At 74.8% G+C, this 23,563-nt stretch carries 17 protein-coding genes; 7 read left to right on the top strand and 10 right to left on the bottom strand.

Annotation, left to right across the window (positions count from 1 at the left end; all coding sequences use genetic code 11):
- Positions 1–34: 34 nt before the first annotated feature.
- The gene (gene miaB, locus ACFVHB_RS33640; RefSeq protein WP_380329786.1) at positions 35–1,537 is read right to left on the bottom strand and encodes a tRNA (N6-isopentenyl adenosine(37)-C2)-methylthiotransferase MiaB; all 1,503 of its coding nucleotides are present in this window, start codon (positions 1,535–1,537) and stop codon (positions 35–37) included.
- Between the two features lie 129 nt (positions 1,538–1,666).
- Here miaB and ACFVHB_RS33635 point away from each other — a divergent pair, with 129 nt between their 5' ends.
- Complete coding sequence (locus tag ACFVHB_RS33635) at positions 1,667–2,686, top strand: TAXI family TRAP transporter solute-binding subunit (protein WP_380329784.1); 1,020 nt, start codon at positions 1,667–1,669, stop codon at positions 2,684–2,686.
- A gap of 54 nt (positions 2,687–2,740) precedes the next feature.
- On the opposite strand, the gene ACFVHB_RS33630 is transcribed toward ACFVHB_RS33635, so the two are convergent.
- Together ACFVHB_RS33630 and ACFVHB_RS33625 are read right to left on the bottom strand one after the other, a co-directional pair.
- Positions 2,741–4,198 carry a sensor histidine kinase gene (locus tag ACFVHB_RS33630; RefSeq protein WP_380329782.1) on the bottom strand — a complete coding sequence of 486 codons (1,458 nt, stop codon included), beginning with the start codon at positions 4,196–4,198 and terminating at the stop codon, positions 2,741–2,743.
- Between the two features lie 6 nt (positions 4,199–4,204).
- On the bottom strand, positions 4,205–4,957 hold the full coding sequence (locus ACFVHB_RS33625; RefSeq protein WP_380329780.1) for a response regulator transcription factor: 753 nt from the start codon (positions 4,955–4,957) through the stop codon (positions 4,205–4,207).
- 385 nt (positions 4,958–5,342) lie between these two features.
- On the opposite strand from ACFVHB_RS33625, the gene ACFVHB_RS33620 reads away from it, so the two are divergent.
- The 5 genes from ACFVHB_RS33620 (at position 5,343) to ACFVHB_RS33600 (ending at position 10,612) form a co-directional block, all read left to right on the top strand.
- Entirely contained in the window at positions 5,343–6,116 is a 774-nt protein-coding gene (locus ACFVHB_RS33620) for an amino acid ABC transporter ATP-binding protein (RefSeq protein ID WP_380329778.1), read from the top strand.
- 168 nt (positions 6,117–6,284) lie between these two features.
- Entirely contained in the window at positions 6,285–7,187 is a 903-nt protein-coding gene (locus ACFVHB_RS33615) for a glutamate ABC transporter substrate-binding protein (RefSeq protein WP_380329776.1), read from the top strand.
- 61 nt (positions 7,188–7,248) lie between these two features.
- Positions 7,249–7,899 carry an amino acid ABC transporter permease gene (locus tag ACFVHB_RS33610; RefSeq protein WP_380329774.1) on the top strand — a complete coding sequence of 217 codons (651 nt, stop codon included), beginning with the start codon at positions 7,249–7,251 and terminating at the stop codon, positions 7,897–7,899.
- On the top strand, positions 7,896–8,747 hold the full coding sequence (locus ACFVHB_RS33605) for an amino acid ABC transporter permease (RefSeq protein WP_380329772.1): 852 nt from the start codon (positions 7,896–7,898) through the stop codon (positions 8,745–8,747). The genes ACFVHB_RS33610 and ACFVHB_RS33605 overlap by 4 nt, the downstream gene beginning before the upstream one ends.
- Positions 8,748–8,854: 107 nt before the next feature.
- Positions 8,855–10,612, top strand: a complete 1,758-nt coding sequence (locus ACFVHB_RS33600) for an FAD-dependent monooxygenase (protein WP_380329770.1) — start codon at positions 8,855–8,857, stop codon at positions 10,610–10,612.
- On the opposite strand, the gene rny is transcribed toward ACFVHB_RS33600, so the two are convergent.
- The 7 genes from rny to ACFVHB_RS33565 all read right to left on the bottom strand — a co-directional run bounded on the left by rny (position 10,593) and on the right by ACFVHB_RS33565 (position 18,556).
- Positions 10,593–12,047 (bottom strand): ribonuclease Y, encoded by a 1,455-nt coding sequence (gene rny / locus ACFVHB_RS33595; protein ID WP_380329768.1) that lies wholly within the window; start codon positions 12,045–12,047, stop codon positions 10,593–10,595. The two genes, ACFVHB_RS33600 and rny, sit on opposite strands and share 20 nt — an antisense overlap.
- Positions 12,048–12,235: 188 nt before the next feature.
- Positions 12,236–13,372: a regulatory protein RecX gene (locus ACFVHB_RS33590; protein WP_380329766.1), complete on the bottom strand. Its 1,137-nt coding sequence runs from the start codon at positions 13,370–13,372 to the stop codon at positions 12,236–12,238.
- A 4-nt stretch (positions 13,373–13,376) separates the two neighbouring features.
- Entirely contained in the window at positions 13,377–14,489 is a 1,113-nt protein-coding gene (recA, locus tag ACFVHB_RS33585; RefSeq protein ID WP_380329765.1) for a recombinase RecA, read from the bottom strand.
- A gap of 154 nt (positions 14,490–14,643) precedes the next feature.
- The gene (locus ACFVHB_RS33580; protein ID WP_380329763.1) at positions 14,644–15,861 is read right to left on the bottom strand and encodes an AI-2E family transporter; all 1,218 of its coding nucleotides are present in this window, start codon (positions 15,859–15,861) and stop codon (positions 14,644–14,646) included.
- Between the two features lie 192 nt (positions 15,862–16,053).
- Entirely contained in the window at positions 16,054–16,248 is a 195-nt protein-coding gene (locus tag ACFVHB_RS33575) for a DUF3046 domain-containing protein (RefSeq protein WP_380329761.1), read from the bottom strand.
- 49 nt (positions 16,249–16,297) lie between these two features.
- Positions 16,298–16,852 carry a GNAT family N-acetyltransferase gene (locus ACFVHB_RS33570; protein ID WP_380329759.1) on the bottom strand — a complete coding sequence of 185 codons (555 nt, stop codon included), beginning with the start codon at positions 16,850–16,852 and terminating at the stop codon, positions 16,298–16,300.
- Positions 16,853–16,966: 114 nt separating this feature from the next.
- Entirely contained in the window at positions 16,967–18,556 is a 1,590-nt protein-coding gene (locus ACFVHB_RS33565; protein WP_380329757.1) for a S8 family serine peptidase, read from the bottom strand.
- 139 nt (positions 18,557–18,695) lie between these two features.
- Between ACFVHB_RS33565 and ACFVHB_RS33560 the strand changes: the two genes are divergently transcribed.
- Positions 18,696–23,426 (top strand): ATP-dependent helicase, encoded by a 4,731-nt coding sequence (locus ACFVHB_RS33560; RefSeq protein ID WP_380329755.1) that lies wholly within the window; start codon positions 18,696–18,698, stop codon positions 23,424–23,426.
- The last annotated feature ends 137 nt before the right edge of the window (positions 23,427–23,563 follow it).

Raw genomic sequence — 23,563 nt, 5'->3', positions numbered from 1 at the left:
GACGTGGAGTCCCGCCGGGCCGCCGGTGGTGCGATCAGTCGCCGCAGCAGGCGCCGCCCGCCGGAGCGGCGAGCGGCAGCGCGGCCGGGGCGCCGATGGTCGGCAGGCCGAGCATCACTCCGGCCGGCTTGGCGGCGGGCTTGGCCTGGCGCTTCTCCCAGGCGTCACCGGCCCGGGTGCGGCGCACCGCGAGGGTCGGCCCCTCGGCCAGCAGGTGGTGCGGGGCGGCGTAGGTGATCTCCACCGTGACCATGTCGCCGGGCCGGACCGGCTCGGTCGGCCGGGTGAAGTGCACCAGCCGGTTGTCGGGGGCACGGCCGGAGAGCCGGTCGGTCCTGTCGTCCTTCTTGCCCTCGCCCTCGGCCACCAGGATCTCCAGGGTGCGGCCGACCTGCTTCTTGTTCTCCTCCCAGGAGATCTCCTCCTGGAGGGCGATCAGCCGGTCGTAGCGGGCCTGCACGACGGCCTTCGGCACCTGGTCCGCCATCTCGGCGGCCGGGGTGCCGGGGCGCTTGGAGTACTGGAAGGTGAAGGCGTTGGTGAAGCGGGCCTCGCGGACCACGTGCATGGTCTGCTCGAAGTCCTCCTCGGTCTCGCCGGGGAAGCCCACGATGATGTCGGTGGAGATCGCGGCGTCCGGCATCGCCTCGCGGACCTTCTTGATGATGCCGAGGAAGCGTTCCTGCCGGTACGAGCGGCGCATCGCCTTGAGCACCGTGTCCGAGCCGGACTGCAGCGGCATGTGCAGCTGGTGCATCACGTTCGGGGTCTCGGCCATCGCGGCGATCACGTCGTCGGTGAAGTCGCGCGGGTGCGGCGAGGTGAAGCGGATCCGCTCCAGGCCCTCGATCTGCCCGGCGGCGCGCAGCAGCTTGGAGAAGGCCTCGCGGTCGCCCAGGTCGGAGCCGTAGGCGTTGACGTTCTGGCCGAGCAGGGTCACCTCGATGACGCCCTCGTCGACCAGCGCCTCGATCTCGGCGAGGACGTCGCCGGGGCGGCGGTCCTCCTCCTTGCCGCGCAGCGCGGGGACGATGCAGAACGTACAGGTGTTGTTGCAGCCGACCGAGATGGCCACCCACGCGGCGTACGCGGACTCGCGGCGGGTGGGCAGGGTGGAGGGGAAGGTCTCCAGCGACTCCAGGATCTCGACCTGGGCCTTGCGCTCGACCGCGGCCCGCTCCAGCAGCGCCGGCAGGTGCCCGATGTTGTGGGTGCCGAACACCACGTCGACCCAGGGGGCCTTCCGCACGATGGTGTCGCGGTCCTTCTGCGCCAGGCAGCCGCCGACCGCGATCTGCATGCCCTTGTGGCGGCTCTTGACCGGCGCCAGCTGCCCGAGGTTGCCGTACAGCTTGTTGTCGGCGTTCTCGCGCACCGCGCAGGTGTTGAACACGACCAGGTCCGGGTCGCCGTCCTGCCCGGCCTTCACGTAGCCCGCGTCCTCGAGCAGGCCCGACAGCCGCTCGGAGTCGTGGACGTTCATCTGGCAGCCGTAGGTCACGACCTTGTAGCTCTTCAATCCGCTCTCACCGCTCACCAGACCAGGGTACGGGCAGCCGCGAAGCGCTTTTCCCCGACCGGCCCCGGCCGCAGGTCACCGCCCCGGCGCCCGGCCGCGCGGCGTCGGCCCCTCCCGTTCGGTGCGCGCGCCTGGCACTATCCCTCCATGGCCCCCACCTCCGCGCCCCGACCCGGCGCCGCCCTCCGCGCGGCGGCGCGCAGTCCGCTCTGGCGGACGGTGCTGGTGCTGGTGCTGGTCCTGGCGGCGTTCGGCGGCTGGTGGCTCTCGGCGGGCCGCTCGCCGGGCTACCCGCGCGGCGAGACCGGCTTCGCCACCGGGGTGAAGCGCGGGGTCTACGACCGGTACGGGCAGCTGCTGGAGAACCACGTCGCCAAGGCGATGCCGGGCGTGCGGCTGCGGCTGGACAACTCGGAGGGCTCGATCGACAACCTGGCCCGGGTGACCAGCGGCCAGGACGACTTCGCGATCGCCACCGCGGACGCCGTCGCCCAGTACTCCGGCCCCGGCCGGGAGCGGCTGCGGGCGATCGCCCGGCTCTACGACGACTACCTCCAGCTGATCGTCCCGGCCAACTCGCCGGTGCACCGGACGGCCGACCTCAAGGGCCTGCGGGTCGGCGTCGGGCAGGCGAAGTCCGGGGTGAACCTGGTGACCCGGCGGCTGCTCGCCTCGGCAGGCCTGGACCCGGACCGCGACATCAGGCCCGCCATGCTGGGCGTCGGCGACGCGGCCGACCAGCTGCGGGCCGGCAAACTGGACGCCTTCTTCTGGTCCGGCGGGCTGCCGACCAGCGCGCTCACCGACCTCTCCGACCACGTCCGGATCCGGATCGTGCCGCTCGGCGACCTCGCCGAGGCCGTGCACAAGGTCGAGGGCGGCGGCACCGACGCCTACCGGGCGGCCACCATGCCCAAGGGCACCTATCCGAACGCCGAGCCCAAGGACGCGGTGGCCACCGTGGCGGTGCCCAATCTGCTGATCACCCGGGACGACGTGGACACCGACCTGGTCCAGGGCATGACGAAGGCGGTGATAGACAGCCGCGACCAGATCGGCTCCCAGGTGCACGCCGCCCAGCTGGTCGACCTGCGCACCGCCGTCTACACCGACCCGCTCCCGCTGCACGAGGGCGCGGCCCGCTACTACCGCTCGGTGAAGCCCTGAGGGCCGGGTAGGGCCCCCAGACACACTGGCCCCGGGCCCCGGCCCCGGCCGCCGCTAGCCCTTGCCCTCGGGCTCCGCGCGCTTGGCCTCCGCCCGGGGCACCGCCAGGGTCACCGCGAGGCCGGTCGGCTCCACCGGGGCGAAGGTGAGCGAGCCGCCGGCGGCCTGGAGCAGGGTCCGGGCGATCGAGAGGCCGAGGCCGGAGCCGTCCACGTTCTGGTGGCGCGCGCTGCGCCAGAACCGGTCGCCGGCCCGGGCCAGCTCCTCCTCGGTGAGGCCGGGCCCGGCGTCCGAGACGGTCACCGCGACCTCGCTGCGCCGCACCGCGACCAGCACCCGCACCCGGCTGCCGGCCGGGCCGAACTTGAGCGCGTTGTCGATCACCGCGTCCAGCGCGCTGCCGAAGCCGATCGGGTCGGCCATGCCGAGCGCCAGCGCCGGGCCCTCCCAGCCGAGCTCGATCCCGCGCTGGACGGCCACCGGCCGCCAGGCGTCGGCCCGGGCGAGGCTGAGCTCGGCCAGGTCGGTCGGCTCCGGCTCCGGACGGGCGTGCTCGGCGGTGGCCAGCCCGAGCAGGTCGTCCAGCACCCGGGCCAGCCGGGCGCCCTCCTCGCGGACCCCGCCGAGCTCCTCGTCGTGGCCCTCGGGCAGCTCCAGTCCCAGCACCTCGACCCGCAGCAGCAGCGCCGCCAGCGGGTTGCGCAGCTGGTGCGAGGCGTCCGCGACGAAGGCCTTCTGCTGGTCCAGGGCGAGCACCACGTGGTCGGCCATCTCGTTGAACGAACGGGCCAGGCGCTGCAGCTCGGGCGGCCCGCCGCCGGGCGCGACCCGGGCGTTCATCCGGCCGGTGGCGATGTCGTGGGTGGCCCGGTCCAGCGTCCGGACCGGCCGCAGCACCCACTCGGTGAGCCGGACGGCCAGCAGCACGGCGACGATCATCGCGGCGGCCTCGCCGGCCCCGATCACCAGCCAGCGGTGCAGCACCCGGGTGCGCAGCGCCCCGGTCGGGGACTCGCTGAGCACCACCGCGACCACGTCGCCGTCCCGGACCACCGGCGTGGCGATGGTCAGCGTCCGGTCGGGGGTCCACGGCCAGACCTGCGGCGGGTTGTGGCTGCGCCGCCCGTCCAGCGCCTCCTGGAAGGCCTGCTCGCCCCAGCCCGCGGCCGGTACCCGCCAGTCCGCCGGGGCGGTGGCGATCGGGACGCCGTCGCGCTGGAAGATGCCCAGCCGGACGCCGTACAGCTCGTGGTAGCGCGCCACCTCGGCGTCGAGCGCGTGGCGGCGGCTGAGGTCGCCGGGCGCGGGCTCCAGCTCGCCCTTGAGCGCGGAGTCCAGGGCCGAGACGCCCGAGGTGGGCAGGTCCTGGGCGAACCGGGCGGCGTCGTCGAGCCGGTCGACCACCACCCGGCTCTGCTCGGCGGCCGCGACGGCGGCGGCGAGCGGCAGCCCGAGGGCGGCCAGGACGCAGAGCATCAGCGCGATCAGGATGCCGAGCAGGCGGGTGCGCACGTGCGGTCAGTGCTCCGCGCGGGCCTGGGGGGCGTCCCCGGCGGCGGCCGGGGACTCCGGGATCAGCCGGTAGCCGACGCCCCGGACGGCCTCGACCAGGCCGGGCAGGGCGAGCTTGGTGCGCAGCGAGCCGATGTGCACCTCCAGGGTGCGGCCGTTGCCCTCCCAGCCGCTGCGCCACACCTCGCTGAATATCTGCTCGCGGCGGTAGACCACGCCGGGGCTCTGCGCGAGCAGCGCCAGCAGGTCGAACTCCTTGCGGGTGAGCGGGACGTCCCGGCCGTCGACGCTGACCCGGCGGCGCTCGCGGTCGATCACGATGCCGCGCGACTCCAGCGGCCCGCCCTGCTGCGGGACGGCGTCGGGCGTGGCCACCGAGACGGCGGCGGGCGCCGAGCCGCGCCGGGCCACCGCGTGGATCCGGGCGAGCAGCTCGCCCATGTCGTAGGGCTTGGTGACGTAGTCGTCGGCGCCGAGGTTGAGGCCGTGGATCCGGGAGCGGATGTCGGCGCGCGCGGTCACCATGATCACGGGCACGCCGCTGCCGGCCCGGATCCGGCTGCACACCTCGAAGCCGTCCCGGTCGGGCAGCCCGAGGTCGAGCAGGACCACCCGGTACGGCTCGTTGCCGTCCGGCACCAGCGCGTCGAGCGCCTCGTGCCCGCTGCGGGCGTGCCTGACCTGGAAGCCGTGCCGTCCCAGCACCGCGACCAGCGCGGCGGCCACGCGTTCGTCGTCCTCGACGAGCAGCAGTCGCATCGTTCCTCCTCTCCCCGACGTTCCCCGGGGTGTCGCGCGGTGTTCACGGGCCCCACCGGGCAGGTCCCGGTCCTGCGCAGTATGGGCCAGCGGAGCGCCGGACGCCAGGATCGGCCTCGCCCCGGGGCCCCTCGGGACGGCGCGCGGCGGGGCGGGTGCCCGCTGTCACCTGCCCCTGCGGGGACGTCGTGAACAGTACGCACCGGGCGTGTGGCCGGATCGTGATCCTCAAGTTCCGCTCAGATCGGCTGACGGCGCATCGTCAGGGCTCCTATGGTCACCCCACCGGGGGCCGCGGCTCCGCCGGCCAAGGCCCCCGGCTTTCCTATCACCATTGCCGCCCAAGGGAGTTCAGCTCTCGGGCCGACACCAGGGAGCAGGCGCGATGACCGAGAGCCTCGCCAAGGACTCCAGCGCCGCAACCGCCCCACTGGTGGTGCTGAGCGGGGTGAACAAGCACTACGGACCCCTGCACGTGCTCCAGGACATCAACCTGGAGATCCAGCAGGGCGAGGTGGTGGTCCTGATCGGCCCCTCCGGCTCGGGCAAGTCCACGCTGTGCCGGACGATCAACCGGCTGGAGACCATCGACTCCGGCACGATCACCATCGACGGCCGGCCGCTGCCCGCCGAGGGCCGCGAGCTGGCCCGGCTCCGGGCCGAGGTCGGCATGGTGTTCCAGAGCTTCAACCTGTTCGCGCACAAGACCGTGCTGGACAACGTGGTGCTCGGCCAGGTCAAGGTCCGCGGGATCGCCCGCGACAAGGCCGTGGCGACCGCCAAGGAACTGCTGGACCGGGTCGGGGTCGGCGCGCAGGCCGGGAAGTTCCCGGCCCAGCTCTCCGGCGGTCAGCAGCAGCGGGTGGCGATCGCCCGGGCGCTGGCGATGAACCCGAAGGTGATGCTCTTCGACGAGCCCACCTCGGCGCTCGACCCGGAGATGATCAACGAGGTGCTGGAGGTCATGCGCCAGCTGGCCGCGGACGGCATGACGATGGTCGTCGTCACCCACGAGATGGGCTTCGCCCGCTCCGCCGCCAACCGCGTGCTCTTCATGGCCGACGGCCGGATCGTCGAGCAGAACACCCCCGAGGCCTTCTTCACCGCGCCGCGCAGCGACCGCGCGAAGGACTTCCTCTCCAAGATCCTGCAGCACTGACCGCCCCCGGGCGCCCCGGTCCCCCGGGTGTCCCGGACGGTCCGGACCTCCGGGCCGGCATCCGGTCCGCGGTGGCGAGGGCGCCGCCGCAGACCCCCGCCGACCCGGACAACTTCCTGTCGCCAGAGCCCGGTTGAACCGTGGCCCAGCCCGAGGAGAGCTACCCTCATGAGGATCCGTCGCACCTTCGCCGTCGCGCTCTGTGCCATCGCGCTCACCGCCACCGCCGCCTGCGGCAAGGACGGCAAGCCCGGCGCCGACGCCGCCGGCGCGAGCAACGCCCCGCAGCTGCCCACCTACACGGTCAAGACCGACGTCAAGGTGGACTCGCCCCGGCTCGCCGAGGCCAAGAAGCGCGGCCAGCTGATCATCGGCGCCAAGGCCGACCAGCCGTTCCTCGGTTTCGAGGACGTCGCCAGCGGCGACCGCAGCGGCTTCGACATCGAGATCGCCAAGATGATCGCCGCCGACCTCGGCTTCACCCCGCAGCAGATCAAGTGGCAGACGCTGGTCTCCTCGCAGCGCGAGCCGGCCATCGCCAACGGCCAGATCGACTTCTACGTCGGCACCTACAGCATCAACGACGAGCGCAAGAAGACGGTCTCCTTCGCCGGCCCGTACTACGTCGCCGGCCAGGACCTCCTGGTGAAGTCGGACAACACCGCGATCACCGGCCCGGACTCGGTCAACGGCAAGAACGTCTGCACCGCCACCGGCTCGACCTCGATCAAGAACATCCAGAAGTACAACCCGAAGATCACCCAGTTCGACACCTACTCGGCCTGCGTCGAGAAGCTGATCTCCGGCGAGGTCGACGCCGTCACCACCGACGACGCGATCCTCAAGGGCTACGCCTCCAAGTTCGCCGGCAAGCTCAAGGTGGTCGGCCAGCCGTTCACCAAGGAGAACTACGGCGTCGGCCTGGGCAAGGACGACACGGCCCTGCGCAACGCGATCAACGACGCGCTGAAGGCCCACCAGGACAACGGCGACTGGAAGAAGGCGTACGACGCCACCCTCGGCCTGTCCGGCTCGGCCGCGCCCACCCCGCCGGCCCTGGAGCGGTACTGACCGCCCCGCTGACGACCTGTTGACCACCGTTCCTGACCACCTCTGAGAGGAGGGCCGCCGGATGGGTTTCCTGTTCGAGGACGGCAACTTCGCGCTGTTCCGCGACGGCTTCCTGCAGACGATCGAGCTGAGTGCGCTCAGCGCGCTGCTCGCCCTGCTGCTGGGCACCCTGCTGGCGGCCTTCCGGGTCTCCCCCGTGCCGGTGCTGCGCGCCTTCGGCACCGGCTGGGTGACGCTGTTCCGCAACACCCCGCTGACCGTGCTGTTCTTCGCCGTGACCTTCGGGCTCCCCCCGCTCGGCGTGCACCTCAGCCACCTCACCTTCGCGACGCTGGCGCTCGGCAGCTACACCGCGTCGTTCGTCTGCGAGGTGCTGCGCTCCGGCATCAACACCGTCCCGCTGGGCCAGGCCGAGGCGGCCCGCAGCCTGGGCATGACCTTCGGCCAGACGCTCTTCTCGATCGTCCTGCCGCAGGCCGCCCGGACCGTGCTGGCGCCGATGAGCAGCGTCTTCATCGCCCTGCCGAGGAACTCGGCGATCGCCGGCGCCTTCAGCGTCAGCGAGCTCTACAGCGCGCAGCAGACCTTCTCCGAGCGCGGCTACTCGATCTTCTCGATCTTCTTCTGGGTGGCCTGCGCCTATCTGGTGATCAGCGCCACCGTCGCCCTGACGTTCCGCTTCCTGGAAGACCGACTGGCGGTGGTCCGATGAGTTCCCTCTTCACCCGCGCCTCCACGGCCAGCGTCCTCTACGACGCCCCCGGCCCGCGGGCCCGCGCGCGGAACCGGCTGTTCGGAGTGCTGTCGCTCGCCGGCATCGCCGGACTGCTCTGGTACGTCTTCGCCACGCTCTCCGACAACGGCCAGTTCGACGCCGACCTCTGGGACGTCTTCCAGTACACCTACGTCCAGCAGAAGATCGTCGACGGGCTGCTGTCCACGCTGCAGGCCTTCGGGCTGGCCGCGCTGTTCTCGCTCGTGCTGGGCGCGCTGCTGGCGGCCGGGCAGCTGTCCGACCACAAGCCGGTCCGCTGGGCGGCCGTCTCCGTCGTCCAGTTCTTCCGGGCGATGCCGCTGCTGATCCTGATCGTCGCGCTCTACTACGCGTTCTTCGCCAAGCAGCCGATGTGGGCGCTGGTGCTCGGCCTCACCCTCTACAACGGCTCCGTCCAGGCCGAGATCATCCGCAGCGGCGTCAACGCCGTTCCGCGGGGCCAGGGCGAGGCGGCGTACGCGCTCGGCCTGCGCAAGACCCAGGTGATGACCACCATCCTGGTGCCGCAGGCGATCCGCTCGATGCTGCCCTCGATGATCGGCCAGCTGGTCGTCACCCTGAAGGACACCTCGCTCGGCTTCATCATCACCTACCACGAGCTGCTGTTCGTCGGTAAGGCGATCGCCAGTCAGCCGATCAACGCCGCGGGCTTCCCCTACATCCCGGTGGTGCTCGTGATCGGGCCGATCTACGTCGCCCTGTGCCTGCTCCTCACGGCGCTCGCCCGGTGGATCGAAGCACGCGGCCGCCGCGGCGCGAACCGGCGCACATCGGCTGCTGCTTGACGGACACGCAGGTGAACTGTTGCATTGCTCTTCGTGACACCATCCGGGACCATCCTCGCGGCATATGACGCCACCCCGTCGGCCCGCCCATGCCCGGAGGTCCCGGCATGGACCCGGTGATCGTGGTCGGGGCCGGACCGGTCGGTCTGGCCCTGGCCCTCGCGCTCGCCCGGCACGAGGTGCCGACCATAGTCCTGGACGAGGGCTCCGGGCTCTGCCCCGAGAGCCCGCGCAGTGTCGTGCTCGGCGCCGACACCGCCGCCTTCCTCACCCGGATCGGCTACCCGCGGGCCGTCTCCGACGCCGCCCGGTGGGACGCCTTCACCATCTGGCGCCGGCGCCAGGAGGTGCTCCGCTTCGACCTCGCCGACACCCCGGTCCTGCACCTACCGCAGCACCGGCTCCAGCGCGGCCTGCGCGACGCGCTCACCGGCACCCCGCTGGTCCGACTGGTCCCGCTGAGCCGGGTCACCCGGCTCGAACAGGACCGCGACGGCGTCAGCGTCCACACCCGCAACCCGCAGGACGGCACCGAGACCTGGTGGCGCGGCAGCCACCTGGTCGGCTGCGACGGCGCCCGCTCCACCGTCCGCAAACTGCTGAAGATCCGCTTCCCCGGGCGGCCGGCCGTCGACCGCAACGCCATCGCCACCGTCCGGGTCGACCTGCCCTTCACCGAGGCCCGGCTGCACCGCGAGCCGCCGTGGCGCGGCGACCGCGAGGCCTCCGCCCGACCGCTCCCGGACGGCGTCTGGCGGCTCGACTGGCGGCTGCCCCCGGGCAGACCGGCGCCCACCGAACCGGTCGACCCGCACGCCACCTGGCCCGGCATCGTCACCGGCGACACCCTGCTGACCCGGGTCACCGCCACCCTCACCGGCTGGTGCGGCGAACTCCCCCGCTACGAGCTGCTCGCCGCCGCCGACCACACCGCCCAGCAGCGGCTCGCCGCCAGGTTCCGCAGCGGCCGCTGCTTCCTCGCCGGCGACGCCGCCCACCTGCACGGCGCGCTCGGCATGCAGAACCTCGCCGACGGGCTGCGCGACGCCGACAACCTCGCCTGGCGGCTCGCCCTCGCCTGGCACCTCCACACCGGCGGCCCCCAGCCCGGCGGCTCGCTGCTCGACGGCTACGAGGCCGAGCGGCGCGGCGCGGTCGGCGCCCGGCTGCGCGCCGTCGACCAGGCCATGCCGCTGCTGCGCCCGCTGCGCGGCTGGCCGGCCACCCGCCGCTCGCTGCTCACCGGCTCGTTCCGCAAGCACGCGCCGCTGCTCGCCGACGGCCAGCTCGGCACCGGCCGGTTCGGCGGCGCCCCCGCCTACCCGGCCGCCCCCTCCGGCGTCCCCGGGCGGGTGCCGGTCCAACGCGGCGCGCGCGGCACCACCTCGCTCAGCGAACTGCTGCCCGCCACCGCCCCCGGCGTGCTGGTGCCGGACCTGCCGGTACTCGCCACCGACGGCACGCCGGACCGGCTGCACGCCCGGCTCGGCGCGACCTTCCTGCTGCTGCTGGTCGCCCCCGGCACCGCGGTCTGGTCCGCCGAGCACTGGCTGGGCGCCGGGCTGATGCCCCGGCTCGCCGAGGTCGCCGACGCGCTCCCGGTACCGGCCGAGGTCCTGGTCACCGAGGAGTACCCGGGCGCCGGGCCGCACACCGTGCTGCTGATCCGGCCGGACGGCCACCTGGTCGGCGTCACCCAGGGCGCGGCCGCCGAGGACCTCCAGGCGCTGGCCGACGGGGCCCGCGGCGGACCGCAGCCGCTCACCGGGGGCCCCGAGCCCGCGCCGACCCCCGGGACGGGCGGCGGCCAGGCCGCCGCACCGGCCGCACCGGCGGTGGACTCGGCTAGCGGGCCACCTCGGTGACCCGGCTCTCCCGGACCACCGTGACCCGGATCTGGCCCGGGTAGGTCAGCTCCTCCGCCACCTGCTTGGCGACCTCGCGGGCGATCACCTGCGCCCCGAGGTCGTCCACCTCCTCCGGCCGCACCATCACCCGCACCTCGCGGCCGGCCTGCATCGCGTACACCTTGGCCACGCCGTCGTGCGCCCGGGCGATCTCCTCCAGCCGCTCCAGCCGGCGCACGTACACCTCCAGCGACTCCTTGCGGGCCCCCGGCCGGCCGCCCGAACAGGCGTCGGCGGCCTGGGTCAGCACCGCCTCGACCGTCCGCGGCTCGACCTCGCCGTGGTGCGCGGCGATCGCGTGCACCACGTCCGCCGACTCGCCGCACCGCCGGGCGAGTTCCGCCCCGATCGCCGCGTGGCTGCCCTCGGCCCGGTGCGTCATCGCCTTCCCGATGTCGTGCAGCAGCGCAGAGCGGCGCACCGGCTCCGGGTCCACCCCGAGCTCGGCGGCCATCATCCCGGCCAGGTGCGCCGACTCCACCAGGTGCCCCAGCACGTTCTGGCCGTACGAGGCCCGGTAGCGCAGGGTGCCGAGGGTGCGGACGAGCTCCGGGTGCATCGCACCGACCCGCACCGCCAGCAGCGCGTCCTCGCCGGCCCGGACGCAGCGCCGCTCGACCTCCTCGCGGCTGCGCTCGTGGACGCGCTCGATCCGCGCCGGGTGGATCCGGCCGTCCTCGACCAGCTGCTCCAGGGTGAGCCGGGCGGTCTCCCGGCGGACGGGGTCGAAGCAGGACAGCTGCACCGAGGCCGGGGTGTCGTCGATGATCAGGTTGACGCCGGTGACCGCCTCGAACGCCCGGATGTTGCGGCCCTCCCGGCCGATGATCCGGCCCTTCATCTCCTCGCCGGGCAGCCGGAACAGCGACACCGCCGTCTCCGCGGTCTGCTCGGCCGCCAGGCGCTGGATCGCCCCGGCGACGATCGCCCGGGCCCGGGCCTCGCCCTCCTCCTCGGCCGCCCGCTCGATCTCCCGGACGGTGACGGCCGCTTCGCGCCGCGCCTGCGCCTCGGCCTCCCGGACGAGTTGGGCCCGGGCCTGGCCGGCGGAGAGCCCGGCGGCCCGCTCCAACGCCGCCGACCGGCGCCGGACCAGCTCCTCGGCCTCGCCCCGGGCCCGCTCCAACGCGACGGCCCGTTCCGCGAGTTCGCCCTCCCGGACGCTGAGCCGGCGCAGCTCCTCGGTCAACCGCTCCTCGCGCCGGTCGAGTTCGGCCCGCAGTTGTCCGGCCTGCTCCTCGGCCCAGCGCCGGGCCCGCTCGGTCTCGGCCACGGCGCGCCGCTGCGCGGCCTGGAGGCGTCTGACCATCAGCCAGGCCGACACCACGACGGCGACCAGCACCACCGCCGAGAGCAGGGAGGCGACCGTTCCGGTGCTCAGCGCGATCCTCATCCTGGCCACTCCCCGTCCCTGTACGGCACGCCGTCCGGGACCAGCCGCGACCGGGCCCGGGCATGCCTGCCCGAGGGCGTGGCCGAGGAGTGATCGACGCGCTCCCGCACTGAGTGCGAGGCTAAGCGCAGGTTACGAAACGGTCAAGACTGGCCAGGGGCTTGGCCAACTCCCCCACTGAACCGCCGTCAGTCCCACGCGTCGGCGGGTGCTCCGTCCACGTCCTCTTCCTCCGGACCGGCGCCGGCGGCCTCCTCGTCCAGTGCCTCGCGGACCACCCGGAAGGCCAGGCCCTCGGAGTAGCCGCGCCGGGCGAGCACGCCGACGAGCCGGCGCATCCGGGCCTGCCGCTCCAGGCCGCGGGTGGTGCGCAGCTTGCGCTCGACCAGCGCCCTGGCCGCCTCGGTCTCGTCGTCCTGGTCGAGCTGGGCGAGGGCCCGCTCGGCCGGCTCGCCGGTCACGCCCTTGGTCCGCAACTCCTGGGCCAGGGCCCGGCGGGAGAGGCCGCGGACGGCGTGCCGGGACTCCACCCAGGCCTGGGCGAAGGCCGCGTCGTCGATCAGCCCGACCTCCTCCAGCCGGGCCAGCACCTGCCCGGCGACCTCGTCCGGGATCTCCCGCTTGCGCAGGGCGTCGGCGAGCTGCTTCCTCGACTTGGCGGCGCCGGTGAGCAGCCGCAGGCAGATGTCCCGCGCGCGGGTCTCCGGGTCGGCCTGCTCCTCGGCCCGGGCGGCCCGGGCCGTCCGACGCGGCTTCTCCGTTCGGCCGTCGCCGCCGGGGCCACCGTCCGTGCCGTTCGTGCGGTTCGGAGCGTCCAGGCCGTTCGGGCCGTCCTGGCCGCGATCCGATTCGGACCACGACTCACCCGCGCGCCCGGGGGTACGTCCGGTGCGGTCCGTGCGGGCCCGGGTGCGGGTGCGGGCACCACGGCCGCCCGGGCCGGCGGTGGCGGGAGAGACGGCCGCACCCCCGTGACCGGCCGCCTCCTCCCCGGCCCGGTGGCCGGAGGTCTCCTCCGCCAGCGCCGAACGACGCCGTCGCCGCCCGGTGGGCAGCTCGGACGCGGACACCAGCCCGAGCCCGTCGTCCAGGCCGCCGAGGCCGGCCCGGCCCGCGACGCGGACCGACGACGATTCCGGGGCCGGCGTCCGCCCGGGCTCCGGCCGCCGGGTCGCGGCCGGGCGCGGAGCCCGGCCCCGGGTGCGCTCCGGCTCCGGTGCCGGCCGTGGCTCCGGCTCTGCCACCGCGGCGAACCAGTCCGGCGGCCCGTAGTCGTCGTCATCCTCCGGGCCGGCCGGGCTTCCCGCCCTGTTGTGCTGCGTCAACGGCTCAGGCCTTGGCGGCCGCCGCCGTCTTCTTCGCCGCGGCCGTCTTGGCGGCGGTCGCGGTGATCGGCTTGGCGGCACCGTCGGCGGCCGCCGCCTCGCCCTCGGCGGGCTCCTCCGTCTTCGGGCCGATGCCCAGCTTGCCCTTGATCTTCCGCTCGATCTCGTCGGCCAGCTGCGGGTTGTCCCGCAGGAAGTTGCGGGCGTTCTCCTTGCCCTGGCCGAGCTGGTCGCCCTCGTACGTGTACCAGGCGCCCGACTTGCGGATGAAGCCGTGCTCGACGCCCATGTCGATCAGGCCGCCCTCGCGGCTGATGCCCACTCCGTAGAGGATGTCGAACTCGGCCTGCTTGAACGGCGCGGCGACCTTGTTCTTGACGACCTTGACCCGGGTGCGGTTACCGACCGCCTCGGTGCCGTCCTTCAGGGTCTCGATCCGGCGGATGTCCAGGCGGACGGAGGCGTAGAACTTCAGCGCCCGGCCACCGGTCGTGGTCTCCGGCGAGCCGAACATCACGCCGATCTTCTCGCGGAGCTGGTTGATGAACACCGCGGTGGTGTTCGACTGGTTCAGCGCACCGGCGATCTTGCGCAGTGCCTGGCTCATCAGCCGGGCCTGCAGACCGACGTGCGAGTCACCCATCTCGCCCTCGATCTCCGCGCGCGGGACGAGCGCCGCGACGGAGTCGATGATCACCAGGTCGATCGCGCCGGAGCGGATCAGCATGTCGGTGATCTCCAGGGCCTGCTCACCGGTGTCCGGCTGGCTGACCAGCAGGGCGTCGGTGTCCACGCCGAGCTTCTTGGCGTACTCCGGGTCGAGCGCGTGCTCCGCGTCGACGAACGCGACCGTGCCGCCGGCCCGCTGGGCGTTGGCCGCCAGGTGCAGGGTCAGCGTGGTCTTGCCGGAGGACTCGGGGCCGTAGATCTCGATCACCCGGCCGCGCGGGATGCCGCCGACCCCGAGGGCGACGTCCAGGGCGGTGGACCCGGTGGAGATCACGTCGATCGGCTCGTTGGCCTTCTCGCCCAGGCGCATCACCGAGCCCTTGCCGAACTGCCGCTCGATCTGGGCGAGTGCGGTCTCAAGGGCCTTCTCGCGGTCCGTACCTGCCATGGCTTCCACCCTCGGGTTCTGTGCTGTGCGCTTCATCGTCCTCGACGCTAGCGCGTCCCACTGACAAACGGCCCTGACCGGGCTCGGCCTGTGGAAAACTCCACGCCGGAGAGTACAAAGAACACCTGTTCGATTCAAGCCTCGCCCGTTCGGCCTACCGCGCGTCCTCGCGCTCCCCGTCCGCGCCACCCGCCCCCCGGCCCGGGCCGGAGCCCGGCCGCCCGCCGGCGCCGGGGCCGGGTTCCGCGCCCGCCCCGACCATCCGCCGCAGCCGGCGCGCCGCCTCCCGGCGCAGCTCCCGCCGGGCGCGCCGTTGCGCGCCCCGGTCGATCCGCGGGTCGGTGGTCACCTCGTACCGGCGCACGTAGGTGCCGACGAACCCCTGCAGGGTGGCCGCCGCCGGGATGGCGATCAGCGCGCCCACCGCACCGAGCAGCGCCGCGCCCGCGATCACCGAGCCGAACGCCACGGCCGGATGCACGTCCACCGTCCGCGCGGTGATCCGCGGGTGCAGCAGGTAGTTCTCGACCTGCTGGTAGACCACCACGAAGACCAGCACCCAGACCGCGTCCACCGGCTCCACGGTGAGCGCGACCAGCACCGGCAGCGCGCCCGCCAGGTACGTCCCGATGGTCGGCACGAACTGCGACATGACGCCGACCCAGACCGCCAGCGCGGCCGAGTACGGCAGGTCCAGCAGCGCGAACGTCACCCAGTGCGCGAGCGCCGAGGCCACCGCGAGCAGTGCCCGCGAGTACAGGTAACCGCCGGTCTTGGCCAGGGCGATCTCCCAGGCCCGCAGCACCTCGCCCTGCCTGGCGGGCGGCAGCAGCGAGCAGACGGTCCGCCGCACCCGCGGCCCGTCGGCGGTGAAGTAGAAGGTGAAGAGGCCGACCGTGAAGGTCTGGAAGAGCCCGCCGATCAGGGTGGAGGAGACGCCCCAGACGTTGTCGGCGGCCCGCTGGGCGTAGTTCTCGATGGCGCCGGAGTCCTTGAGCAGCTTCTTCTGCAGCTCGTCCAGGGAGAGGTCCTGGTGGAAGGTCCGGTTGATCCAGCCGATCAGGTTGTCGAGCAGGTGCGGCAGGTCCCCCGCGATCTTCGCCACCTGGTCAACCAGCAGCGTGCCGAGCGCGGCCAGGAAGCCCGCCACCGCGACCGCCACCGCGACGAAGACCAGGAAGGTGCCGACGCCGCGGCGCACCCCGCGGGCCGCCATCCGGTCGACGGCCGGCTCCAGCGCCAGCGACAGGAAGAAGGAGACCAGCAGCATCACGAAGAGGTCGATCAGCTGGTGGAAGGCCCAGTCGGCGAGCTGGAACAGCCCGACCAGGACCAGCGCCAGCACCATCGCCCGCGGCAGCCAGCGCGGCATCCCGGCACCCAGGAGCCCGCCGGCCGCGCCCCCGGGCGGCTCCGACGCGCCGGCGGACCCGGGCCGTGGGCCCGCGACCTCGTCGCCGGCCTTCGCCGGCCTGTCCGGATTCTGGCGTTCTGCGCTGCTTGTCACCCGGACAGTCTGTCCCATGCCCGACGCCCGTCCGAGCACCGGGCGCCCGGGCCCGGCCTACCGGAGCAGCGGCGACACGCCCTGGGTGTCGCAGACCACCCGCCAGACGTCCTTGGCCTCCCAGCCCGCCTCCAGCGCCTGACGCACCGTCCGGCCGCCCAGCTCGGTCATCACGTGATCGGTGGCGAACGACTCCGCGTACGCCTCCCCGAAGTGCGCGTACATCCGTCGCCAGAACTCGGTCAGCCTCATGCCCCCCAGTATCCCGGACCGCGCCCTCCCGGACCTCGGCCGCAGCCCCCTACGGCTTCCAGTCCGCCGCCGCGAGGGCGTACTCGACCTCGCCCAGCTCGGAGCCGGGGATCGCCTCCGGATGGTCCTCGTGGAAGGTCCGGACGTAGCGGAGCCCGGCCTTCTCCATCACCCGCCGCGAGCCCCGGTTGACCGCCATCGTGTACGCCACCACCCGGCGCACGCCGAGCCCGGTGAAGCCCTGGCGGATCAGGGCCCGCGCGCCCTCGGTGGCGTAGCCCCGCCCCCAGGCCGGCCGGCGCAGCCGGTAGCCGAGCTCGACCTCGCCCCGGTCCGCCGGGTCGAGCGGCCGGAACTCGAACCAGCCCAGGAAGGCCCCGCCGTCCCGCTCCTCGGCCGCCCACCAGCCGAGGTCGCCGTAGCGCTCGTAGTGGTCGAAGTAGAGCGGCAGCAGGGTCTCGACGACGACCTCGCGCGGGGTGGGCCGGCCGCCGGTGAGGTAGCGCATCACCTCGGGGTCGCCGTCCAGCTCCGTCAGGTGGTCGGCGTCCTCCGGGGTGAAGCGGCGCAGCACCAGCCGCTCGGTGGTCAGGTGGACGGTCATGGGCCGATCGTGCACCACCCGTCGCCGCCCGTCACCCGGTTTTCCGCCCGCCGGCCCGCCCGCCCAGGAGCCCGGAAGCCCGGCCCGGAAGCCCGGAAGCCGCCGCGGCGCCGCTCAGTGCGGCAGCACCAGCGCCCCCGCCCCGTAGTACTCGCGGTCGCCGCAGCCCTGCGGGCCCGGTGGGCAGGCGGCCGCCGCGGTGGTGGCCAGCAGGGCGGCGAGCCGGTCCGAGTCCCAGTCCGGGTGGAGCGCCGCGGCCACCGCGACCGCGCCGGTGACGTGCGCCGCGGCCATCGAGGTGCCGGCCAGCGCGGCGTACTGCCCGCCGGGCCAGTCGGAGACGATCGCCCCCTGGACCCCGCCGTCCGGGTCGCCGCCGGGGGCGGCCAGCGAGACCCTGCCCCGCCCGTAGTTGGTGTACGCGGACGGGCTGCCGTCCCGGTCGACGGCGGTGACCGTGACCACCCCGGGCAGTTCGCCGGGCAGCCGGACGCACTCGGTGCCGACGTAGCGGGACTGCGCCGGGCCGGAGGCGCGGTCGTTGGGACTGCGGTCGTCGCTGCGGGGGGCGCCGAGGTCCTGCCCGTCGTTGCCGGCCGAGGCGACCACCACCGCGCCGTGCCGCCGGGCGTAGCCGACCGCCCGGTCCACCGCCGCGGTCAGCGCGGCCTGGTCGCGGTCCTGCGGGCAGTTGTACTTCCACGGGTCGGCGAAGTAACTGTTGTTGATCGCCCTGGCGCCGTGGTCGGCGGCCCAGAGCATGCCGCAGACGATGTTCTCCGCGTAGTACTGGCCGAGCGGGCCGAGCAGCCGGACGGCGGCGATCCGCACGCCGGGCGCCACCCCACTGACGCCGTGGCCGTCCCTGGCCGCGCCGACGATCCCGGCGACGTGCGTGCCGTGGCCGCTCTCCCCGACGCCGGCGTCGGGCCGCCAGGCGCCGGTCCGGGCGTCGGGACGGCCGTCGGCGCAGGAGACGGAGCTCTTCGGGTCGACGGCCGCGCGCAGGTCCGGGTGGGTGTCGTCGACGCCGGAGTCGAGCACGGCGACCAGCACCTTGCGGAGCGCGTCGGCCGGCGGCGCGCCCGGGACGGCGGAGGGGGTCTGCAGCAGGGTGGGGCCGGTGTCGCCGGCCGGGCCCCCGGCGGCACCCACCATGGCGAGGTTCCAGGAGTCGCGCTCGCCCGGGTCGGCCACGGTGGCGGTGGCGTCGTCCGCCCGGTCGGCGCTCCGGGCGCCGGCCGCGGCGTGACCGCCGTCCGCGCTCCGGCCGCCGCCGGTCCGGTCGGCACCGGTGCCGGCGCCCGCGCCGAAGTTCCCGGCCCCCTCCAACGGCCGGGGCGGGCTCGGCACCGGCGCCGTCCGGGTGGCGCCGACGGCGGCCACCCCGGGGCGTCCCCGGACCTTGTCGGCGAAGCCGCCGGCGCCGTACGCGAGGACCGCCCCGATCTGCGGGTACTCCTGGACGACCTGCCCGCCGGCCGCGCGCGCCTCGGCCCCGGCCCTGGCGGCGCCGGCGGCGTCCTCCTGCTCGGCCAGCACCAGGTAGCTGAGGTAGGACCGGCCGGGCCCGGCCACGTACGGGACGGCGCCGCCGGCCACCAGTGCGGTGAGCAGCATCGCGAGCAGCGCCCGGAGGGGACCGCGGGCCCGGTGCGGACCGGACCGGGCGGGCCCGCCGCCGGACGGGTGCGCCTGCGCCATCGCACGGCTCCCCTCATCGGTCCCGATCGCCTGAATCATCACCATATGAGCGGATTGTCTACTTTGCCTTCTTTAACTACCCCGGACGCCCCCCGCCGACGCTCCGCCCGTTGTCAGTGGCACCCGGCACCATGGGGGCATGGCGCCGCAGACCCAGCCCCAGCCGCCCGCCGACCCGCTCGCCGGATTCGCCCCGGCCACCCGGGCCTGGTTCACGGGCGCCTTCCACGCGCCCACCACCGCCCAGGCCGAGGCCTGGCAGGCCATCGGCCGGGAGACGGACGTCCTGGTGGTCGCCCCGACCGGCTCCGGCAAGACGCTCGCCGCCTTCCTCTCCGCCCTGGACCGCCTCAGCAGCACGCCGGTGCCCGCCGAGCCCAAGCGCCGCTGCCGGGTCCTCTACATCTCGCCGCTCAAGGCCCTCGCCGTCGACGTCGAGCGGAACCTGCGCGCCCCGCTGGCCGGCCTGCGCCAGGCCGCCGTCCGGCTCGGCCTGCCCGAGCCCGACGTCCAGGTCGGCATCCGCTCCGGCGACACCGCCGCCGCCGACCGCCGCCGCTTCGCCACCCACCCGCCGGACATCCTGATCACCACCCCCGAGTCGCTCTTCCTGCTGCTCACCTCCGCCTCCCGCGAGGCGCTGCGCGGCATCGACACGGTGATCCTGGACGAGGTGCACGCCGTCGCCGGCACCAAGCGCGGCGCCCACCTCGCGCTCTCGCTGGAGCGGCTGGACGAGCTGCTGGAGCGCCCGGCCCGCCGGATCGGCCTGTCCGCCACCGTCCGCCCGGTCGAGGAGGTGGCCCGCTTCCTCAGCCCGCAGCGCGGCGCCACCGTCGTCCAGCCCGCCGCCGCCAAGGAGTTCGCCCTCTCGGTCGTCGTCCCCGTCCCCGACCTGGACGACCTGCCCGCCGCCCCCGCCGGCCCGGGCGCCGACGACGACCCGCAACGGAAGCAGTCGATCTGGCCGCACGTCGAGGAGCGGATCGTCGACCTCGTCCAGGCCCACCGCTCGACCATCGTCTTCGCCAACTCCCGCCGGCTCGCCGAGCGGCTCTGCAACCGGCTCAACGAGATCGCCCTCGAACGCGCCACCGGCACCGCCGCCCCCGAGGCGCACGCGCCCGCCCAGCTGATGGGCGGCTCCGGCGCCGCCAAGGGCGCCCCGCCGGTCATCGCCCGCGCCCACCACGGCTCGGTCTCCAAGGAGCAGCGCGCCCTGGTCGAGGAGGAGCTGAAGGCCGGCCGGCTGCCCGCCGTGGTCGCCACCTCCAGCCTGGAGCTCGGCATCGACATGGGCGCCGTCGAGCTGGTCGTCCAGGTCGAGTCGCCGCCCTCGGTCGCCTCCGGCCTCCAGCGGGTCGGCCGGGCCGGCCACCAGGTCGGCGCCGTCTCCACCGGCGTCTTCTTCCCCAAGTACCGGGGGGACCTCGTCCAGTCCGCCGTGGTCACCGAGCGGATGCGGGCCGGCCGGATCGAGGCGCTGCGCATCCCGCGCAACCCGCTGGACGTCCTGGCGCAGCAGCTGGTCGCGATGACGGCGCTGGACAGCTGGCCGGTGGACGACCTGCTCGCCCTGGTCCGCCGGGCCGCGCCGTTCGCCACCCTCCCGCAGTCCGCCTTCGACGCTGTGCTGGACATGCTGGCCGGCCGCTACCCCTCGGACGCCTTCGCCGAGCTGCGCCCCCGCCTGGTCTGGGACCGCGTCGCCGGCACCGTCACCGGCCGCCCCGGCGCCCAGCGGCTCGCCGTCACCTCCGGCGGCACCATCCCCGACCGCGGTCTGTTCGGCGTCTTCATCGCCGGCACGGACCCCAAGAAGGGCGGGGGGAGGGTGGGGGAGCTGGACGAGGAGATGGTCTACGAGTCCCGCGTCGGCGACGTCTTCACCCTCGGCACCACCTCCTGGCGGATCGAGGAGATCACCCACGACAAGGTGCTGGTCACCCCCGCCCCCGGCATCCCCGGCCGGCTCCCGTTCTGGAAGGGCGACACCCTCGGCCGCCCGCTGGAACTCGGCCGCGCCCTCGGCGCGTTCACCCGCGAGCTGGGCGCCCTCGACCCCGCGGCCGCCACCGCGCGGCTCCAACAGGCCGGCCTGGACGACTGGGCGGCCGGCAACCTGCTCGACTACCTCGCCGAGCAGCGCGCCGCCTGCGGCCACCTCCCGGACGACCGCACCATCATGGTCGAGCGCTTCCGCGACGAGCTGGGCGACTGGCGGATCGTCATCCACTCCCCCTTCGGCGCCCAGGTGCACGCCCCCTGGGCGCTCGCCCTCGGCGCCCGGCTGCGCGAGAAGCACGGCCTCGACCCGCAGGTCATGCACGCCGACGACGGCATCGTGCTCCGCCTCCCCGACGCCGACCTGCTCGCCCCCGACTTCGACTTCGCCACCCCCGCCGACCAGCCCGCCACCGACGACGCCCCGGTCGGCGCCGACGCCGCCCTGTTCGACCCGGGCGAGATCGAACAGCTCGTCACCGACCAGGTGGGCGGCTCCGCCCTGTTCGCCTCCCGCTTCCGCGAGTGCGCCGGCCGCGCCCTGCTGCTCCCCCGCCGCAACCCCGGCCGGCGCACCCCGCTCTGGCAGCAGCGCCAGCGCGCCGCCCAGCTCCTCGAGGTCGCCTCCGAGTACGGCTCCTTCCCGATCGTGCTGGAGGCCGTCCGCGAGTGCCTGCAGGACGTCTTCGACGTGCCCGGCCTGGTCGAGCTGATGGGGGACTTGGAGTCCCGCGCCGTCCGCCTGGTCGAGGTCACCACCCCCGAGCCGTCCCCGTTCGCCCGCTCGCTGCTGTTCGGCTACGTCGCCCAGTTCCTCTACGAGGGGGACTCCCCGCTCGCCGAACGCCGCGCCGCCGCCCTCTCGCTCGACTCCCGGCTGCTCTCCGAACTGCTCGGCCAGGCCGAGCTGCGCGAGCTGCTCGACCCGCAGGTCCTCGCCGAGCTGGAGGCCGAGCTCCAGCGCCTCACCCCCGAGCGCCGGATCAAGGACGCCGAGGGCGTCGCCGACGCGCTGCGCCTGCTCGGCCCGCTCACCGAGGCCGAGCTCACCGCCCGCGGCGCCGAGCCGCTCTGGGCGCTGGAGCTGGAGGCCGCCCGCCGGGCGATCGCGGTCCGGATCGCCGGCGAGCAGCGCTGGGCGGCCATCGAGGACGCCGGGCGGCTGCGCGACGCCCTCGGCACCCCGCTGCCGGTGGGCGTCCCCGAGGCCTTCACCGAGCCGGTCAAGGACCCGCTCGGCGACCTCCTCGCCCGGCACGCCCGCACCCACGGCCCGTTCACCGCCGCGGAGGCCGCCGTCCGGTTCGGCCTCGGCACCGCCGTGGTCACCGGCACCCTGCACCGGCTGACCGCCGCCGGCCGGCTGGTCCAGGGCGAGTTCAGGCCGGTGGAGGGCCACACCGCCACCGTCGAGTGGTGCGACGCCGAGGTGCTGCGCCGACTGCGCCGCCGCTCGCTGGCCGCCCTGCGCCAGGAGGTCGAGGCCGTCCCGCCGCGCGCCCTGGCCGCCTTCCTCCCCCAGTGGCAACACCTGGCCGGGCACCGGCTGCGCGGCCCGGACGGGCTGCTCCGGGTGGTCGAGCAGCTCCAGGGCACCGCCCTGCCCGCCTCCGCGCTCGAGAAGCTGGTCCTCCCGGCCCGGCTCGCCGACTACTCCCCCAACCTGCTGGACGAACTGATGGCCGCCGGCGAGATCGGCTGGTCCGGCGCCGGCGCCCTGCCCGGCAAGGACGGCTGGATCAGCCTGCACCTCGCCGAGAACGCCCACCTGCTGCGCCCCGAGCCCGTCCCGCCCGCCGTCACCCCCGTGCACACCGCGCTGATGGAGGCGCTCGCGGGCGGCTACGGGCTCTTCTTCCGCCAGCTCGCCGCCCACGTCCCGGACACCCCCGAACCCGAGCTGGTCGAGGCCCTCTGGGACCTCGTCTGGGCCGGGTACGTCAGCAACGACACGCTGGCCCCGCTGCGCGCCCTGCTCGGCTCGGGCCGGACGGCCGGCGCGACCGCCCACCGGGCGCCCCGGGCCACCCCGCGCGGCCGCTACGGCGGCGCGGGCCGCCCGTTCGGCCGGATCGGCGGCGCCCTGCGCAGCGGCCCGCCGACGGTCGCCGGCCGCTGGTCGCTGCTGCCCGCCTTCGAACCCGACCCGACGGTGCGCGCCACCGTCCAGGCGCAGAGCCTGCTGGACCGGCACGGTCTGCTCACCCGGGGCACGGTGGCGGCCGAGCGGGTCCCGGGCGGGTTCGCCGGGGTGTACCGGGTGCTGGCGGCGATGGAGGAGCGCGGCCGGGCCCGCCGGGGGTACTTCGTGGAGGGCCTGGGCGGCGCCCAGTTCGCGATGGAGGGCGCCGCCGACCGGCTGCGCTCGGTGAACGGCCGGCTGGAGCGGGCCCGGGCCACCGAATGGGGTGCCGGGCCGGCCGCCGAGCCGCCGCAGACGCTGGTGCTGGCCGCCGCCGACCCGGCCAACGCCTACGGCGCCGCCCTGCCCTGGCCAGAACCGCCCGGCACCCCGGCAGGGGGCCCGTCCGGCGCACCGGCGGGGGCGTCGACGGGGGCGCCGGCGAGCCGGGCGGCCAAGGCGCACCGGCCCGGTCGCAAGGCGGGCGCGCTGGTGGTCCTGGTCGACGGCGAGCTGGCCCTGTACGTCGAGCGGGGCGGCAAGTCGCTGCTGGCCTGGCCGGAGGACGAGGCCACCCGGGCGCTGGCCGCCGCGGCCCTCGCCTCGGCCGTCCGCGCGGGCGCGCTCGGCAGCGTCACCGTCGAGCGGGCCAACGGCGAGCCCGCCCTCGGTTCGGCGCTGGGCGCCGCCCTGGAGGAGGCCGGCTTCCACGCCACCCCGCGCGGTCTGCGGCTCCGGCCCTGAGGCGGCGCCCGACCGGAGCACGATCGGGCGAGGAAGGAACGGGCGAGGAAGGAACGGGCGAAGGCCGCGCAGCGGGGTCAACCCGCCGCGCGGCCTCCGCACCACCGTCTTCCGGACCAGCGCCCGTTCCGGCGGCC

The sequence above is a fragment of the Kitasatospora sp. NPDC127111 genome, assembly GCF_042677465.1.
Taxonomy (GTDB): domain Bacteria; phylum Actinomycetota; class Actinomycetes; order Streptomycetales; family Streptomycetaceae; genus Kitasatospora.
Note: the sequence above shows the minus strand (reverse complement) of the source record. Positions and strands in the feature narration are given on the sequence as shown.

Bases quoted from the DNA above. Each gene is read 5' to 3' on its own strand.
- ACFVHB_RS33560 (WP_380329755.1), top strand. From the start codon at position 18,696: ATGGCGCCGCAGACCCAGCCCCAGCCGCCCGCCGACCCGCTCGCCGGA.
- ACFVHB_RS33605 (WP_380329772.1), top strand. From the start codon at position 7,896: ATGAGTTCCCTCTTCACCCGCGCCTCCACGGCCAGCGTCCTCTACGAC.
- ACFVHB_RS33565 (WP_380329757.1), bottom strand. From the start codon at position 18,556: ATGGCGCAGGCGCACCCGTCCGGCGGCGGGCCCGCCCGGTCCGGTCCG.
- ACFVHB_RS33610 (WP_380329774.1), top strand. From the start codon at position 7,249: ATGGGTTTCCTGTTCGAGGACGGCAACTTCGCGCTGTTCCGCGACGGC.
- ACFVHB_RS33600 (WP_380329770.1), top strand. From the start codon at position 8,855: ATGGACCCGGTGATCGTGGTCGGGGCCGGACCGGTCGGTCTGGCCCTG.
- ACFVHB_RS33625 (WP_380329780.1), bottom strand. From the start codon at position 4,957: ATGCGACTGCTGCTCGTCGAGGACGACGAACGCGTGGCCGCCGCGCTG.
- ACFVHB_RS33580 (WP_380329763.1), bottom strand. From the start codon at position 15,861: ATGCCGCGCTGGCTGCCGCGGGCGATGGTGCTGGCGCTGGTCCTGGTC.
- ACFVHB_RS33620 (WP_380329778.1), top strand. From the start codon at position 5,343: ATGACCGAGAGCCTCGCCAAGGACTCCAGCGCCGCAACCGCCCCACTG.
- ACFVHB_RS33575 (WP_380329761.1), bottom strand. From the start codon at position 16,248: ATGAGGCTGACCGAGTTCTGGCGACGGATGTACGCGCACTTCGGGGAG.
- ACFVHB_RS33570 (WP_380329759.1), bottom strand. From the start codon at position 16,852: ATGACCGTCCACCTGACCACCGAGCGGCTGGTGCTGCGCCGCTTCACC.
- ACFVHB_RS33635 (WP_380329784.1), top strand. From the start codon at position 1,667: ATGGCCCCCACCTCCGCGCCCCGACCCGGCGCCGCCCTCCGCGCGGCG.
- rny (WP_380329768.1), bottom strand. From the start codon at position 12,047: ATGAGGATCGCGCTGAGCACCGGAACGGTCGCCTCCCTGCTCTCGGCG.
- recA (WP_380329765.1), bottom strand. From the start codon at position 14,489: ATGGCAGGTACGGACCGCGAGAAGGCCCTTGAGACCGCACTCGCCCAG.
- ACFVHB_RS33615 (WP_380329776.1), top strand. From the start codon at position 6,285: ATGAGGATCCGTCGCACCTTCGCCGTCGCGCTCTGTGCCATCGCGCTC.